Raw genomic sequence first — 15,750 nt, 5'->3', positions numbered from 1 at the left:
ATTACTGACATAACCTTTGCCCATGAAAGAGATATTTGACCAATTATCTGCGGATTGCAGTAAAATGATCACCAAACGTTATAGCACCAGTTTTTCATTGGGAATTTACTTTTTAAGCCAGAAGTTGCGTCGCCCAATCTACGCTATCTATGGTTTTGTACGTCTGGCTGATGAAATTGTAGACAGCTTCCATGAGCACGACAAAGTGTTTTTATTGGATAAATTCAAAAGAGACTGCTTTGAAGCCATTGAGGATGGCATCAGCTTAAATCCTGTATTGCATTCTTTTCAGCAGGTTGTTAACCAATATCAGATTGATAAAGAGTTAATCACTTTGTTTCTCGACAGTATGGAGATGGATCTCAAACAGGAAACATATACCCCTGAGAAATACGACCGTTACATTCTAGGTTCGGCTCAGGTAGTAGGACTGATGTGTCTGCAGGTATTTACCGAAGGGGATAAAACCGAGTACGATAAGTTAAAGGACTCTGCCATGAAGTTAGGGTCAGCTTTTCAGAAAGTGAACTTCCTGAGGGATGTTAATGCTGATTTTTATACTTTAAACCGTACCTATTTTCCCAATGTAAATTTGGAAAGCTTTTCAAATATCGAGAAAAAGCTAATAGAGAACGAGATTGAAACTGAATTTCAGGAAGCTCTGGTTGGGATCAGGCAACTGCCAGCTTCTTCTGGAAGTGGCGTATATCTTGCGTATGTTTACTATAAACAGCTATTTAATAAAATTAAGCGGAGTACAGCAGAGAAGGTGATGTCTCAGCGGGTGCGGATATCGAACACACATAAGATCGGGCTGATGTGCGATTCACTGATCCGCTATAAAACAAATACCATATGACGGAAGAGGTGATTCTTGTTGACCAGACAGATAAGCAAATCGGCACCATGCCAAAGCTGGAGGCGCATGTTTTGGGCAAGCTACACAGGGCTTTTTCGGTTTTTATCTTTAACGGCGATGGTGATCTGCTGTTGCAGCAGCGCGCTTTAAGTAAGTACCATTCAGCAGGGAAATGGACCAATACCTGCTGCAGTCATCCCAGGCCGGGCGAGTTAACTACAGTTGCGGCAAAGAGAAGGTTGAAAGAAGAAATGGACATGGTTTGCAGACTTGATCCTGTTTTTAGTTTTTGTTATAAAGCTGAGGTCGAAAACGGGCTGAAAGAATATGAGTACGACCATGTTTACTTCGGAACATCAGATATGTTACCCATTCCAAATCCAGAAGAAGTAGCAGATTTTAGATATATCAGCATGGAAGACCTTAAGCTAAGTTTAATCGAGGAACCTGAAATGTATACGGAATGGCTAAAAATCTGTTTTGATCAGGTTATTGAGCATTATGAAGCTTTGTTTACAAAGTCTGATTTGCCTGGGTAAGTATCAGTTGTCAACTTATAAGTTCTGTTGAAGGTATCTTGCCTAACTTTAAAATGATCTGCCAGCTTTCTGATTACATCTTTTGATAAGGCTTTTTTATAATTGAGTATATCAGACACGTAGCCTTTACTTACCTCCAGTATTTCAGAAAGTTGCTGCGCTTTGATTTGATGATCCTGCATAAAAGAGCGTAGCAGTGTTATGGGGTCAGCTTCTTTAAAGGTATTGTTTTGCTCATCAAATTTTTCAATCAGGAGCGTTAGCAAATCTATTTCATCCTGCAAAGGCTCCGAAATTTCTGCGCTAACTAACAATTTCAGTTGATTGCAGTATTGTGCATATTGTTCCTTGTTTTTGATTACGGTGTATTTTAATGCGTTCGTTTCCATGATTCAAAATAAGTTAATCGTGTATTGTCCGTTGATTTTACATAGCCTATCATAGTCAGCATGAGTACCTATCCAGCACACAAAAAGATGAATTTGCTTTAGTCCAAATGCATACTTACAGCTCAATCTATAGTTATTTCCTCCAATATCAAAAACAACCCTGTTACTACCTGCGCCTAATAGATCAGCTGTATTATAAGTGCGTTTGATATCGCTGGGTTGTTGCCAATCCGCCAACTTCAATTGATCAATCCAATCTTCGAGTGGAGTTCTGCTGTTTGACTGTAGCCAGGCAAAGTCTTCTAGACTTTGTTTTTTACAAGATGAACTTTCATCTGATACAAATTTATACGAAAATATTTTTGTAGTATGTTAAACTCAATACATATGGAAAGCCATACTTCCGTTAATGCGAATTGGAAATCACTTACAAACTTAAACGGTCAAAAGTTGCGACACAAGGGTAGCCAGTGTTATAAGTAAAGGACACAAGTTATTAATCATCCCTAAAATGTGTTTGAAGATAAGATGGTACAATAGGTTGTGAATATACTATAAGGAAGAGGTTTTTTTATCAGTTATGTTTGTCGTAACCAATTATAACCAATACAACATTCTGATGAACAATCTTCCAATTCTTGATCTTTCCATAATCGCTGCTTACCTGATTGCTATGGTGTTGGTCGGTATTTATTTTTCAAGAAAAAATAAAAGTGCAGAGCAGTTCACCAAAGCCTCGGGTAAGATCCCTGGCTGGGCAATAGGACTTTCAATCTATGCAACCTTTCTAAGCAGTAATACTTTCCTAGGGGTTCCCGGAAAAGCATTTGGTGGCAATTGGAATGCTTTTGTATTCAGTTTATCTATGCCACTGGCAGCATGGGTGGCCTCAAAATATTTTGTTCCTTTTTACCGGAGTGTGGGTGGGGTATCTGCCTATACCCATCTTGAGCATCGCTTTGGTGCATGGGCACGTACGTATGCTGTTGTATGTTTCCTCCTTACTCAGCTTGCCCGCATGGGAACGATATTTTTCGGAATTGCGCTTAGCCTACAAGCCCTAACTGGATACAGCATGCAGACCATTATGATCGTAATGGGGATTTGTATCATTATTTATACTGTTCTGGGAGGGATAGAGGCGGTAATCTGGACGGAAGTTGTTCAGGCGGTTATTAAAACCATGGGTGCCTTGCTGATCATTTTTCTGATCGTTAAAGATATGCCTGGTGGTATTTCGAAGATAATTGATATCGGTCAGCACGACCATAAGTTCAGCCTTGGTAGCTTATCTCCCAATTTTACAGAGTCCACTTTCTGGGTCGTTCTTTTCTACGGCTTTTTTATCAACCTGAACAATTTTGGAATGGACCAGAACTATGTGCAGCGGTACCATACTGCCACTTCCGTTAAGGAAGCAACGAAGTCTATCTGGTTGTGCGTTTGGTTATATGTTCCTGCTTCACTGTTATTCTTCGTTATAGGATCTTGTCTTTATGCCTATTACCAGGTGCACCCTGAGTTTATTGAAGTGATTAAGCAGCAGGTTGCCGGCGAAAGGATAGGGACGTATGCTTCGGCATCGGAGTTGAGTAGTATGGCAGCCTCGTTGAAGCCGTCTGACTATGGTGATAAGGTGATGCCCCATTTTATGGTCACGAAAATACCTACCGGACTTGTCGGCCTGATAGTGTCTGCAATTTTATCTGCAGCAATGAGTACCATCAGTTCAGGTATGAACTCTTCAGCAACAGTTTTCTCGGTAGATATCTATAAGCGCTATTTCAAGCCAGACATCACCGATAAACAGAATCTTTTTGTATTACACCTGGGCACGGTAGTCTTCGGGTTGCTTGGTATGGGTACCGGCATCGCAATGATCGGTGTAAAAAGTTTGCTGGACATCTGGTGGGAGCTGTCTGGTATCTTCGCCGGGGGTATGCTCGGTCTCTTCCTGCTCGGCATGGTTAGCAGAAGTACAAAAAATACTGTTGCGCTGAGTGCCACACTCATTGGTCTACTGGTGATCCTGTGGATGACTTTCTCCTCTTTCTTTCCGGAAAGCTATGCTTTCCTGCGCAGTCCTTTCCATAAAAGTATGATTATCGTAATCGGCACCCTGACAATATTCCTTTCAGGCATTCTGCTTACGCGTTTCCAAAAAAAAGACGTTTCCATTAGCTAAACATAAATCTCAAAATCAATTTAAAGATGAACCACACTCCTAAAGAATTTATTCCGGTGATGCTTACTCCGTTTAAAGATGACGGTAAAGTAGACTTCGATGGCTTAACAGAACTTACTGAATATTATATACGTGCCGGTGCGAGCGGATTGTTTGCTAATTGCCTCTCGAGTGAAATGTTTGAGTTGACCGAGCAGGAGCGTTTGGATGTAGTCAAACATGTAGTAAACACTGCCGGCCCTGGCATCCGTGTTGTTGCTACCGGAACCTTTGGCGGAGTCATGGAGACTCAGGCCGACTTTGTGAAAAAGATCTACGATCAGGGCGTTGATGCCGTAATTATCATCACGAACATGCTTGCCGCCCAGGCGGAAGCAGATGAGATATTTAATGCCAATATGTTTAGGCTGCTGGACTTGACAGAGAAAATTCCAATGGGCTTTTACGAATGCCCGGTACCTTATAAAAGACTGATTTCTGCCACTCAGCTGGAATCGTTTGTAGACACAGGAAGAATAATTTATCATAAAGATACCTGCCTTGATATTGTACAAGTTACCAATAAGATCAAGACAGGAGCAGGACATATATTTGGTTTATATGATGCCTATATGGGACACGCAGTGGCTTCATTAAAGGCAGGCTCGGCCGGGTTATCCTGTATTCAGGGTAACTACTGGCCTGAGTTGATCGTATGGTTATGTCAGCATTTCGACAAGCCTGAGTTGAAGGCCGAAGTTGATGCCGTGCAGCAGTTCTTTATCAGCAATATGGATGTGATGCATCACGTTTACCCGGTCACGGCAAAATATTATCTGCAGAAAAGAGGACTTTCCATTTCTGCGTTTACACGCCAGCAGGTAGGGCAGCTTACTCCGGAGATAAAAATTCAGATCGATCAGCTGTATCAGGATTATGAAAATCTAAAAAATGATCTCGGATTGAAGTTATCCATATCCTGATCGTGCTGTTAACCCGTGCGTTATGCTAAGATCGTACATAAACTGGGTAAATCCTCATCATGTAGGGATCGCTTATTCAGTTACTTTTAATTAAACAAACAGACCTTAAAAAAGGGGCGGCATTGGATAAGGTGCCCTCCCGATAAGTACAGTGGCGATTGTAAAGGACAGCCGCTGCTGTATGCCTAAAAGAATACCTAACCAAATAATTAATGAATTTATGAACGGCAAATTTACTTTATGCGAATCTTCGCATGTACGGCATGTTTTTTCCATGTTGGGAAATTGGAAAAAGTACTTTATTCTGCTACTTTTTCTTCAGCTCTCAAATTTTGCAAATGCCCAGACCATTACCGTGAGTGGTACGGTACGGGATCCAAAGGGAGAAGCGCTCACCGGAGCTACCGTGATGATTAAGGGCACCAAGATAGGTGCAAGCACGAATGTTGACGGTAAGTATGTACTTAACGCACGCGGTGCGGAAGATATACTCGTAATCTCCTATATCGGATCTCTTCCTCAGGAAATAGTCCTTGGCAACCGTGTGGTACTCGACGTGGTACTTCAGCCAGATTCGAAGGCTCTGGGCGAGGTAGTAGTGGTTGGTTACGGCACGCAGTCCAAGCGTAATGTAACCGGATCGGTAACTAAGGTTGACCTGTCCAAATCTGCAAACCTGCCCAATACCAACGTTTCACAAGCATTACGCGGAACCGTTGCAGGGGTGCAGGTTACTGATGACGGGCGACCAGGACAAAGTGGATCCATACTGATTCGTGGACCACGTTCTTTAAGCGCGTCCAACAATCCACTGATTGTATTGGATGGAATTATATTTAGTGGTAGCCTTGCTGATATCAATCCGAATGATATCCAGTCAATGGAAATCCTAAAAGATGCAAGCGCAGCAGCAATCTACGGATCGAGAGCGGCAAACGGCGTTATCCTTGTTACCTCAAAAAAGGGAACGACAGAAAAACCTAATATCAGGTTCAATGCCTTTAACGGATTCTCAGACTGGGCATACAAAGTGAAATTGCTGAGTCCGGAGCGCTATGTACAAAGCAAACTGGATTGGAGAGCACAATCGGGACTTGAAGCAGACCCCGCAAAAATATTAACCTATCTGAATAAGTCGGAAGCTGACAACTATGCTGCCGGAATTACCCATGATCCATGGGATGAGGCTTCGCAACCTGGTCGTATCAATTCTTATGATGTCAGCATCTCCGGAAGGTCGCAATATTCCAACTACTACCTGTCAGGTGCAATGGTTAATGAGAAAGGACTTATCTTCAATGATAATCAGAAAAGAACTTCGGTTAGGGCAAATATAGATAATCAGATTACCGACTGGTTTAGCGTAGGAATTAATTCCACTTTTGTACACCGCGATTTATCGGGTATCGCTGCCGACTTAAATAATGCCTATACCAACAGCCCGTATGGTAACTGGTATTATCCGGATGGTCAGCCCACACAATTCGTTGTTCCCGAAGATCAAGCCTATGGAAATTCAGTGAGAGCATCTTTGCTAACAACTAATGAAGAGGTGTATGATAACCTTTTTAGTAATTTCTACGCAAAATTAACAGTTCCCTTTATCAAGGGGTTGGGTTACCGGGTTAATTATTCGCCAAACTACCGTTGGAATCATAACTATAATTTCTTCCGTCAGGATACACATTTAACAAACAATACAACCAGTGCCAGTAAATTTGATCAGAAAAACTTTGACTGGGTACTGGAGAATATCTTAACTTATAACAAACAGATTAGTAAAGACCATGCTGTAGACTTCACTTTGTTATACGGGCGTAACCACTACGGTTTCGAGTCTACTACAGCACTTGCAGATCAGCTGAGTTCTGATGCGCTTGGCTTTAACAACCTCGGTTTAGGTGCGGTATTGTCTAACACGTCAACGGCGGAAGCCTCAGAAGGTATTTCATCCATGTTCAGGATCAATTACCGGTTTAAAGAAAAATACCTGTTAACACTTACCGCAAGAAGGGATGGAAGTTCTGTTTTTGCAGCCAATAATAAGTACGCTACATTCCCTTCAGGATCATTAGCCTGGATTGCCTCCGATGAACCATTTATTAAAAAAATTCCTTTTATAGATATGCTGAAAGTGCGTTTATCTTATGGAGCAGTGGGTAATCAGGCGATCGGGCCATACCAGTCGCTAAGCTTGTCAAGCACCACCCAATACGTATATGGAGATGGCGGCGCTACCACACTTGGTGTTTTTCCGTCAACCATCGCTAACCCAGATCTGAAATGGGAAACAACCTATACAGCTAATGCTGCCGTAGATTTTGAGTTATTTAAAGGTAGACTGGGTGGTACCCTGGAGGTATATAATAGTAATACAAGCGACCTGCTTGTGCGGAGATCTATTCCTGTTATGACGGGTTATAATAGCATTTTTGCTAATATCGGAAAAACCAATAATAAGGGTATAGAGCTTACACTGAACTCAATTAATATTCAGAGTAGCAAGTTTGAGTGGGGAACAAACTTTGTATTCTCGACTAATAAAAATAAGATTGTACACTTGTACAATACTGATGTTAACGGCGATGGAATAGAAGATAACGATCTGTCGAACAATTGGTTTATTGGTCACCCGATTACAACGTATTACGATTATGTATTTGATGGTATTTACCAAACAGGAGATCAGATTCCTACGGGATCTAAGCCAGGCTTTGTCAGGTTAAAAGACCTGAATAACGACGGCAAGATTGACGCAAACGACCGTACTATTATCGGTTCTGGTGGTCAGCCTAACTATAGATTTGGCTTAACAAATATATTCAGATATGGTAATGTGTCATTATCGGTATTCCTGAATGCTATGCAGGGCTGGATTTCAAACTTCCCATTGTTAAATACAGCGGTAAGTCCGAACGCCCCAGGCAGGGGACTAAACCAGCTTGATGCTGGGTACTGGACTGCAGAGAATAAATCAGAGACCCGTCCATCGTTGGTGTATAACAATCCGCTTTCACATGGCTGGTATATCAGCAGGAACTTTGTGCGGATTCAGGATGTATCACTTTCCTATCAGTTTCCAAAAGAGCAGTTGAGTAAACTCAGACTAGCTAACCTACGTGTTTTCGTGAGCGGTAAGAACCTGCATACGTTTACCAAATGGCCGGGAGCAGACCCTGAAAGTGGAGGTATTACTACTGCCAACCTTTATCCGATGGCACGCACATTTACATTAGGCTTAAATGTTGCATTTTAATCCGGTTTATTCATCAAATAACTAAATGATTATGAAAACTTTACAAATATTTTTATCAGGTAAATTTTTTGTTCAGACTTGCCTGGTACTGACCATGATGTTCCTTTTAGGGGCATGTAAAAAGAGTCTCTTAGACGAAAAGCCACTTGGATCTTTAAACTCAGACCTGGTGCTGATCAACAATACAGGGTTCCAGAATTATCTGGTTGGACTGAGTCAGGCTGCACGCGAGGAGATGACTATGGATGATCAGACCTATATCGCCAACTTTATGGGTACCGATGTAGTTACCGCAGCAGGTGCTGAATTTACCTTTTACAAAAACTATAACACCTATCTGAATCCTACCACGCGGGAGGTGACCAATATCTGGAACTGGGCATACACAAAGATGATCCTGGATGCCAACACCATCATTGTGTATGCAAATAAGCCCGAGTCAAAAGCAATTTGGGCTACCGATGCAGCACGTAATGCCGTTATTGCAGAGGCGAAATTTTACAGAGCATACACCTATAATCTGCTGGCAAATACCTACGGAGGCGTACCCCTGGTAGATACGTTGTATGCTGGACCGAAATCTGATTTTACCCGTGCGACCAGAAAACAGATTTACGAATTTGTACGCAACGACCTGGAGTATGCATCTAAATGGCTTCCGGCAACTGTTGATAAGACCAAAGAAGGAAGGATCGTTAAAGCGGCGGCAGACCACTTACTGAGCGAAGTATACATTAGTCTTGGCGACTATGATAAGTCTATCGCCAGTGCAAACAATGTAATCAACTCTGGTTTGTACAAAATCATGACCACGCGTTTTGGCAGTCAGAAGGACCTTCCGGGAGATGTTTTTTCAGATCTTTTTAAGGATGGTAACCAGAATAGGAGTTCAGGAAACCTGGAGTCCATCTATGTATGGCAGTTTGAGGCCTTTACCCAAGGTGGAGGTGGATCTCAGGCTGGTAACAGCATGATTAGGCAATGGGCACCTTTCTTAACCAAAGTGCTTGATCCTGAAGGGAAGGCAATACTGGTATCTGACAGTCTGGGTAGAGGCACAGGACCTTGTCGTGGCACCAACTACTTTTTATATGATGTCTGGAAAGACAATGCCGCTAACGATATGCGGAATTCCATTTATAACATGCGACGCAAATTCTACTACAACAACCCGGCATCGAAATATTTCGGTCAGCAGGTAGAAAAACGCACCAATCAGGAAGACACGTTGAGAAACATATATCCATATCCAAGAAAAGTAGAAGGGAAACCCTGGAATAACATCAATACATCTGGCAGAACAGCGAAAGACATTGCGATCTTCAGACTTGCAGAGACCTATTTGTTGCGTGCCGAGGCCTTTGTGCGCAAGGGCGCATTACAGAGTGCTGCTGATGATGTGAACGTGCTGCGTAACCGTTCAAATGCAAAACCTGCTAATGCCGCTGACATGACATTGGATTATATCCTTGATGAACGTGCAAGGGAGCTGATTGCAGAGGAGCCGCGCAGACGCACCTTAACGCGTATGGGCAAGCTGGTAGAACGTGTACGAAAGTACAATCTGCTAGACATTACCAAGAGCACCATTCTTGATAAGCATGAATTTTTCCCCATCCCACAGACCGCTATAGATGCTAATTTTAGTGCAAAATTAGAACAGAACCCGGGGTATTAAATTATAGGAATATGAGAACCATAAAAATATTTTCAGTGCTGCTGTTGCTGGGTTGTATGCATGCAAATATCAGCACAGCACAAATTAAACTACGAAGAGTAAGTGGGGCGTTGATTTATGATCAGCCTCCGTTTCCATCCTGCCATGCGTCGACTCTGGTAGAAGTTAAGCCAGGTAAATGGATGGCGGCAGCTTTTGGGGGTACCCATGAAGGCAATAAAGACGTGTGTATCTGGTTATCAGTTAATGAAAAAGGAACATGGTCTAAGCCTGTAAAAATGGCTGATGGGATTATGAGTGATACGCTGCGTCATCCATGCTGGAACCCAGTGCTTTTTAAGGCAAGTACAGGCAAGCTATTCCTGTTTTATAAAGTAGGTCCTTCACCGAGTACCTGGTGGGGCATGGTGATGACTTCGACGAACGACGGAAAGACATGGACAAAGGCCGAGCGCTTGCCTGACGGTATTTTGGGGCCAATTAAAAACAAACCTGTGGAACTGGCCGACGGTACAATACTTTCACCATCGAGCAGTGAAACTAAAGACAGCTGGAAAGCACATATGGAGAAATCTACAGACCATGGAAAAACATGGACGCTAATCCCTGTCGATCCGCAAACGCCATTCAACTTAATTCAGCCGAGTATTTTGATCCATCCGGATAAGAAACTCCAGATTATTTGCCGCAGTAAAGAGAATATCCTCGTTCAGGCTTTCTCCAGCGATAATGGCAACAGCTGGGGTACAGTAACCAAAACAAGCTTGCCGAATCCAAATTCAGGAACTGATGCCGTGACCTTAAAGAATGGATGGCAGGTACTAATCTATAACCCTACGGTACAAGGAAAAGGGGGAAGGGCAAAACTTAATGTTGCCGTTTCCAAAGATGGCAATATCTGGACGGATGCCGCAGTGTTGGAAAATGAAGAAACAGGGGAATTTAGTTATCCTGCGGTTGTGCAGGCTACAGATGGAACGATTCATATCACTTATACCTATAACCGGGTCAATGTAAAATATGTGGTGATGGCCCTTGCCAATTAAGATAGCTATGTCGATGAACTTCAAAATGCAACAGCTTACCTTTGATGAAAGTGGGCACACCATTCATAATTATCAGGTTTTTTCTGTTGATGATCAATGGATTGTGTTTGATGCCAGGAATGACGACGGCCAGATTGGTGCGACAGGGCGTATCCTGATGCTGCATACAGAAACTGCTGAAATCAGGGAATTGTATCGTACCACAAACCAATCTGTCTTTGGGCCTGGTGTGGGTGCAGCATCATTTTCACCCACAGGTGATGTCGTTATTTTTATTCACGGCATCCGGAATGCAATGGCTGAAAAGCCGTACAGTTTTACCAGGCGTACAGGTGTGGCAATTGATATAGCCAGGCCCCAGCATCCGGTTTTTATGGATGCCAGGAATATTACCAGTCCCTTTACCAAAGGTGCGCTTCGCGGGGGCACCCATGCACACTGCTGGAGTGGCGACGGGCAATGGATCAGTTTTACGTACAACGATTTTGTGATGGAGCAGTTGGCTGCGGTAGATCCTTTAAAAAAAGACCTGCGTGCCGTTGGTGTAATGCTCCCACTAAAAAAGGTAGTGGTGCCCGAAGATGTTGAAATGGAAAACAACGATGGCGCTTTGTTTTCCGTTATTGTATCCCGGGTGACAGCGAATCCATGTGCTGGAACTGACGATATTGAAAAGGCGTTTGATGAATGCTGGATCGGGAGCAATGGATATATCGGCGAAGATGGTACACGAAAGTGTCGTGCAATTGCATTTCAAGGACATGTAGCAGATGAAAACGGCGTATTAAAAACAGAATGTTTTGTGGCAGACCTGCCCGAAGATGTCGATTTTGAGGTCGGAAATGAACTGATTGAAGGCAGCATTGATACCCGTCCTGCTGTTCCCTCTGGCATTACCCAGCGGCGGATTACTTTTACACAGTCAGGAATTATGGGACCTCGACATTGGCTGCGTACTAATGCTGCTGGCTCAATAATTTCATTTTTAAGTAAAGACGCTCAGGGAATTATTCAAATCTTTGGTGTATCTCCAAATGGCGGAGCGATCAGACAGCTTACTTTTAATGCCTTTGATGTACAGGGGCAATTTAATTTCAGTCCGGATGGCAAGTCGTTGGCTTATCCAGCGGGGAATAGGATCTTGCTAAGCAGCGTTGATACTGGAGAAATATATTTTGAAACGGATCCTTTTTCTGAAGCCGACAAACCCGTTGGGGGAGTTGTATGGTCTAATAACGGGCAGATGCTTGCATTCAACAGATATGTTAGTTCTGCCGGGAGGCGGTTCCTGCAGATATTTATCTTAAAAAATACCTTGCCGTATTAAGCAGCAAGGTATTTTCGTTTATATTCCAGTGGTGTCATCCCAATGATCTTTTTAAAGTGTCTGTAGAAATTGGATACGTTGTTAAATCCACATTCAAAGCAGATTAACTCGGTTGGGAACTTATCTTCCACCAGGAAGTGACAGGCATGGCTGATGCGGATTTCTATTAAAAAATCATAGTACGTTTTCTTTGTCATCAGTTTAAAATACCTGCAGAATGAGGTAATGCTGAGGTTGCAGATGGACGAAATTTCTTCCAGGCTGATTTCCTTCTTGTAATTTGAAAGGGTAAAGTTATAGACCTTATTTAGTCGTTTAGTATCCTGCTCGTTAGACTGATTAAAGCTTTGCGCAGATGCGATTAAGGTATAATCGTCGGCCTCAGCAAGTACTTTCAGGATTGACATAAACTGAATGATACGATCCAGGTTGGTGGCATGAACGGCTCCGGTCATCAGTTTTGCCAGCTTTTCCCTTGCAGCGCCGTGGATGATCATGCCACGTTTGGCTTTTTCGTATAATTTCGGAATGAGATAGGCTTCAGGAATATTAAGCAAACTTTTGCCGAGGCAGTCTGGAAGAAACTGGAGCACGATGGCTTCAGTGTGATAGCTGGGGTCGTTCTGAAAATATTCTTCGCGACAGCGCCAGGTATGCGGAAGGTTTTCTCCGAGCAGAATAATCTCGCCGGTAGAAAAGTTACCTATGTTATCGCCTATAAATCTCAGGCCTTCGCCTTTGATTACATAATGTAATTCGAGTTCAGGGTGGTAGTGCCAGATCCTCCCGAAGTTTGGCTGTATATCGTGCCGGATACCGAAAGAATTAAGCAATGTAACTGGAACTTTGTGAAAGTACGGTTTCATTTCAAGAAGGTTTATATATTGGTTGCTATGAATATAAGTATATTATTTCTTAAAAAAGGGTATTGAAAGAGAAATGTTACCAGATGCTAATATGCTATAGAAACTGGATAAAAAGCTGCAATAAAACTGGGTGGATATCGGTGATATTTGTTATCATGGCTGTCTCATAACCTGCAATAAACCTAAACCAAATATGATGCTGATCTCTAAAAAATCGATTTTCCTGTTGATGGTGCTGTTTACGTTGAGTAAAGTAAAAGCAAATACAACTTTACCGATAGCGCATACTACTATATTGGCACCTGTCGGACAGGTGAACCTGAATACGGCTTTGCTTGTCCTGGCACCAGGGATGAGCGGGCCTGAAATTAAAGCATCAGAAATGCTCCTTGATGAAGTAGAAAAACGGAGCCGTATTCGCTGGCAGACGCGTACTACAATTCCAGCAAAGGGGCAAAAGGCAGTAATTCTGGGGCAGCGTAAAGCGCTGATATCGGCATATCCTTCGTTAGCTAAAGTGCTTGGGAATGGTTCAGAAAAGCCTGAAGGATTTAGGATTGTCAGTTATTCAGAGGATGTAATTGTGATTGCCGGAAATGATGCCCGAGGGGTACTGTTTGGCGCGGGAAAGCTGTTGCGAATGATGGACTATACCTGGGGCGCAGTTACTGTTGCCTCAAAAATTGACGTCAATTCTGCGCCAGTATATGCATTGAGGGGGCATCAGTTAGGTTATCGTCCGAAAACAAATTCTTATGACGGCTGGTCGGTCTCTATATGGGAGCAATATATCCGTGATCTTGTCATTTTTGGCACCAATGCGATCGAACTGATCCCACCGGTATCGGATGATGATGCAGATAGTCCGCATTTCCCTATACCACCGATGAAGATGATGATCGAAATGTCGAGGCTGGCAAAAGAATATGGCATTGCATGCTGGGTATGGTACCCGGCAATGGAGAAAGATTATGGGGATAAAGCGACCGTAGACCGGGCAATTAAGGAATGGGGCGCGGTATTAGAACAATTACCGCGCGTAGATGCTGTATTTGTACCCGGAGGAGATCCGGGGCATACGCCGCCGAAGGATTTCTTTCCCATGCTTGAAAAACAGACGGCACAGTTAAAAAAGCTTCATCCGGAAGCTAAGATGTGGATGTCTCCACAAGGTTTCGGCTCAACATGGCTGGCAGATTTTTATAAAGTGATTAAAACAGAGCCGGAGTGGCTTGAGGGCGTAGTGTTCGGACCCCAGCAAAGCGAAAGCCTGGATGATTTGCGAGCTAACCTACCCGCGCGCTATAAACTGCGTTTTTATCCTGATATAACGCATTCCTGGAGAGCGCAATATCCGGTTCCAGAATGGGACTTTGCATCCATTGCAACACTGAACCGGGAGCCTATCAATCCCAGGCCTATTGATCAGGCGTTGATTTTTAAACGCTTACAACCGGTTGCCAGCTATGGCTTTCTTACGTATTCCGAAGGATGTAATGACGATGTGAATAAGATTATTTGGAGCGGGCTGGGCTGGGACCCGAATGCCGATGTGACGGATATTTTGCGGGAATATAGTGGATACTTTATAGGATCCGAACTCCGCGAATCCTTTGCACAAGGACTTAAGGGACTTGAACAGAACTGGCGTGGTTCTCTGGCGCAGAATACCCAGGTACGGACAACGCTGTCGCAGTTTCAGGATATGGAACGATCGGCAACACCTGCACGCCTGCAAAACTGGCGTTTCCAGCAAGCCTTATACAGAGCTTATTACGACGCAACAAACCAGTCCAGATTAATACAAGAAACAGCGCAGGAGCAAAAAGCATTAGAAATTCTGAGTAGGGCCAGTGCTACGGGAAGCCTAGCAGCGCTGGCAGATGCCCGGGTGGCACTGGAAAAACCGGCACCTTTATATGCTTCAGAAACCCGGGCCAGGGTGTTTGAACTGGCTGAAGCACTTTTCCAAAGCATACATATGCAGCTGAGTGTTGCGCGCTATCAGGCAATTGCCGTACATCGCGGAGCCAACCTTGATCTTATAGATTTTCCGCTAAATGATGCCCCATGGCTGAGAAAACGCTTTGATGAGATTTCTGGCTTAAAAACGGAGCAGGAAAGACTCAAGCGGATTGAAGCAATTTTAAACTGGACAAATCCAGGTCCGGGTGGTTTTTATGATGACCTGGGAAAGCCAGGAGCCCAGCCCCATCTGGTAATGGGCTCGGCATATGCTGATGACCCTGCCTATTTAAAAGCACCAATGGATGGCATGGTGGTGCGCGTTCAGGATCATGAGTCTAAAGTGTCTTCCAGCACTTTTGCGGAAACGTTGCATGACTATCCGCTGGAATTATTTTACCCTTCATTGGATAAATCGGCGCACTATAAGTTGAAAGTCGTCTATGGTCCGGAGGCTAAGTCAGACATCCGCTTGGTTGCCAATGAAGGTATTGAGATTCAACCGATGAAAGCAAAAGCTATGGATTTTCAACCTCAGGAATTTGAGATTCCAGCTGTGGCTACCCAGGGTGGTTCGCTAAAGTTAAAGTGGAACAGGCCATTAGGGCTTGGTGGAAGCGGTCGTGGTGTACAGATTGCCGAAGTATGGCTGATGCGTGTAAATTGATCTTATAAAAT

12 protein-coding genes are annotated in these 15,750 nt (G+C 43.4%); 9 read left to right on the top strand and 3 right to left on the bottom strand.

All coding sequences use genetic code 11. The annotated features are described in order from the left end of the window. Window positions 1-22: 22 nt before the first annotated feature. Window positions 23-859, top strand: coding sequence for a phytoene/squalene synthase family protein (locus tag CLV32_RS07315; RefSeq protein WP_133553985.1), 837 nt, complete (start codon window positions 23-25; stop codon window positions 857-859). Next, window positions 856-1,398 carry an isopentenyl-diphosphate Delta-isomerase gene (gene idi / locus CLV32_RS07310; RefSeq protein ID WP_133553983.1) on the top strand — a complete coding sequence of 181 codons (543 nt, stop codon included), beginning with the start codon at window positions 856-858 and terminating at the stop codon, window positions 1,396-1,398. The genes CLV32_RS07315 and idi overlap by 4 nt, the downstream gene beginning before the upstream one ends. Here idi and CLV32_RS07305 read toward each other — a convergent pair. Together CLV32_RS07305 and CLV32_RS23460 are read right to left on the bottom strand one after the other, a co-directional pair. Further along, window positions 1,359-1,787, bottom strand: coding sequence for a helix-turn-helix domain-containing protein (locus CLV32_RS07305; protein ID WP_133553981.1), 429 nt, complete (start codon window positions 1,785-1,787; stop codon window positions 1,359-1,361). The two genes, idi and CLV32_RS07305, sit on opposite strands and share 40 nt — an antisense overlap. Window positions 1,788-1,790: 3 nt before the next feature. Then, complete coding sequence (locus tag CLV32_RS23460) at window positions 1,791-2,147, bottom strand: type II toxin-antitoxin system HigB family toxin (RefSeq protein WP_394346171.1); 357 nt, start codon at window positions 2,145-2,147, stop codon at window positions 1,791-1,793. A 259-nt stretch (window positions 2,148-2,406) separates the two neighbouring features. Between CLV32_RS23460 and CLV32_RS07295 the strand changes: the two genes are divergently transcribed. The 6 genes from CLV32_RS07295 to CLV32_RS07270 all read left to right on the top strand — a co-directional run bounded on the left by CLV32_RS07295 (window position 2,407) and on the right by CLV32_RS07270 (window position 12,241). Further along, window positions 2,407-3,972, top strand: a complete 1,566-nt coding sequence (locus CLV32_RS07295; protein WP_133553979.1) for a sodium:solute symporter — start codon at window positions 2,407-2,409, stop codon at window positions 3,970-3,972. Window positions 3,973-3,998: 26 nt separating this feature from the next. Then, the gene (locus tag CLV32_RS07290; RefSeq protein WP_133553977.1) at window positions 3,999-4,934 is read left to right on the top strand and encodes a dihydrodipicolinate synthase family protein; all 936 of its coding nucleotides are present in this window, start codon (window positions 3,999-4,001) and stop codon (window positions 4,932-4,934) included. 220 nt (window positions 4,935-5,154) lie between these two features. After that, a complete protein-coding gene (locus CLV32_RS07285) occupies window positions 5,155-8,190 on the top strand; it encodes a SusC/RagA family TonB-linked outer membrane protein (RefSeq protein ID WP_208110969.1) in 3,036 nt (1,011 codons plus the stop codon). 31 nt (window positions 8,191-8,221) lie between these two features. Next, the gene (locus CLV32_RS07280) at window positions 8,222-9,868 is read left to right on the top strand and encodes a RagB/SusD family nutrient uptake outer membrane protein (protein WP_133553973.1); all 1,647 of its coding nucleotides are present in this window, start codon (window positions 8,222-8,224) and stop codon (window positions 9,866-9,868) included. 11 nt (window positions 9,869-9,879) lie between these two features. Then, window positions 9,880-10,914 carry a sialidase family protein gene (locus tag CLV32_RS07275; RefSeq protein WP_243732258.1) on the top strand — a complete coding sequence of 345 codons (1,035 nt, stop codon included), beginning with the start codon at window positions 9,880-9,882 and terminating at the stop codon, window positions 10,912-10,914. A gap of 7 nt (window positions 10,915-10,921) precedes the next feature. Further along, entirely contained in the window at window positions 10,922-12,241 is a 1,320-nt protein-coding gene (locus tag CLV32_RS07270; protein WP_243732257.1) for a DUF3748 domain-containing protein, read from the top strand. Here CLV32_RS07270 and CLV32_RS07265 read toward each other — a convergent pair. Next, the gene (locus CLV32_RS07265; RefSeq protein WP_133553971.1) at window positions 12,238-13,107 is read right to left on the bottom strand and encodes an AraC family transcriptional regulator; all 870 of its coding nucleotides are present in this window, start codon (window positions 13,105-13,107) and stop codon (window positions 12,238-12,240) included. The two genes, CLV32_RS07270 and CLV32_RS07265, sit on opposite strands and share 4 nt — an antisense overlap. 193 nt (window positions 13,108-13,300) lie before the next feature. On the opposite strand from CLV32_RS07265, the gene CLV32_RS07260 reads away from it, so the two are divergent. Beyond that, window positions 13,301-15,739: a hypothetical protein gene (locus CLV32_RS07260; protein ID WP_133553969.1), complete on the top strand. Its 2,439-nt coding sequence runs from the start codon at window positions 13,301-13,303 to the stop codon at window positions 15,737-15,739. The last annotated feature ends 11 nt before the right edge of the window (window positions 15,740-15,750 follow it).

Source organism: Pedobacter duraquae (genome assembly GCF_004362245.1).
Taxonomy (GTDB): domain Bacteria; phylum Bacteroidota; class Bacteroidia; order Sphingobacteriales; family Sphingobacteriaceae; genus Pedobacter; species Pedobacter duraquae.
This window is presented reverse-complemented; position numbering and strand designations above follow the sequence as displayed.

Bases quoted from the DNA above. Each gene is read 5' to 3' on its own strand.
- CLV32_RS07315 (WP_133553985.1), top strand. From the start codon at position 23: ATGAAAGAGATATTTGACCAATTATCTGCGGATTGCAGTAAAATGATC.
- idi (WP_133553983.1), top strand. From the start codon at position 856: ATGACGGAAGAGGTGATTCTTGTTGACCAGACAGATAAGCAAATCGGC.
- CLV32_RS07305 (WP_133553981.1), bottom strand. From the start codon at position 1,787: ATGGAAACGAACGCATTAAAATACACCGTAATCAAAAACAAGGAACAA.
- CLV32_RS07295 (WP_133553979.1), top strand. From the start codon at position 2,407: ATGAACAATCTTCCAATTCTTGATCTTTCCATAATCGCTGCTTACCTG.
- CLV32_RS07290 (WP_133553977.1), top strand. From the start codon at position 3,999: ATGAACCACACTCCTAAAGAATTTATTCCGGTGATGCTTACTCCGTTT.
- CLV32_RS07285 (WP_208110969.1), top strand. From the start codon at position 5,155: ATGAACGGCAAATTTACTTTATGCGAATCTTCGCATGTACGGCATGTT.
- CLV32_RS07280 (WP_133553973.1), top strand. From the start codon at position 8,222: ATGAAAACTTTACAAATATTTTTATCAGGTAAATTTTTTGTTCAGACT.
- CLV32_RS07275 (WP_243732258.1), top strand. From the start codon at position 9,880: ATGAGAACCATAAAAATATTTTCAGTGCTGCTGTTGCTGGGTTGTATG.
- CLV32_RS07270 (WP_243732257.1), top strand. From the start codon at position 10,922: ATGTCGATGAACTTCAAAATGCAACAGCTTACCTTTGATGAAAGTGGG.
- CLV32_RS07265 (WP_133553971.1), bottom strand. From the start codon at position 13,107: ATGAAACCGTACTTTCACAAAGTTCCAGTTACATTGCTTAATTCTTTC.
- CLV32_RS07260 (WP_133553969.1), top strand. From the start codon at position 13,301: ATGATGCTGATCTCTAAAAAATCGATTTTCCTGTTGATGGTGCTGTTT.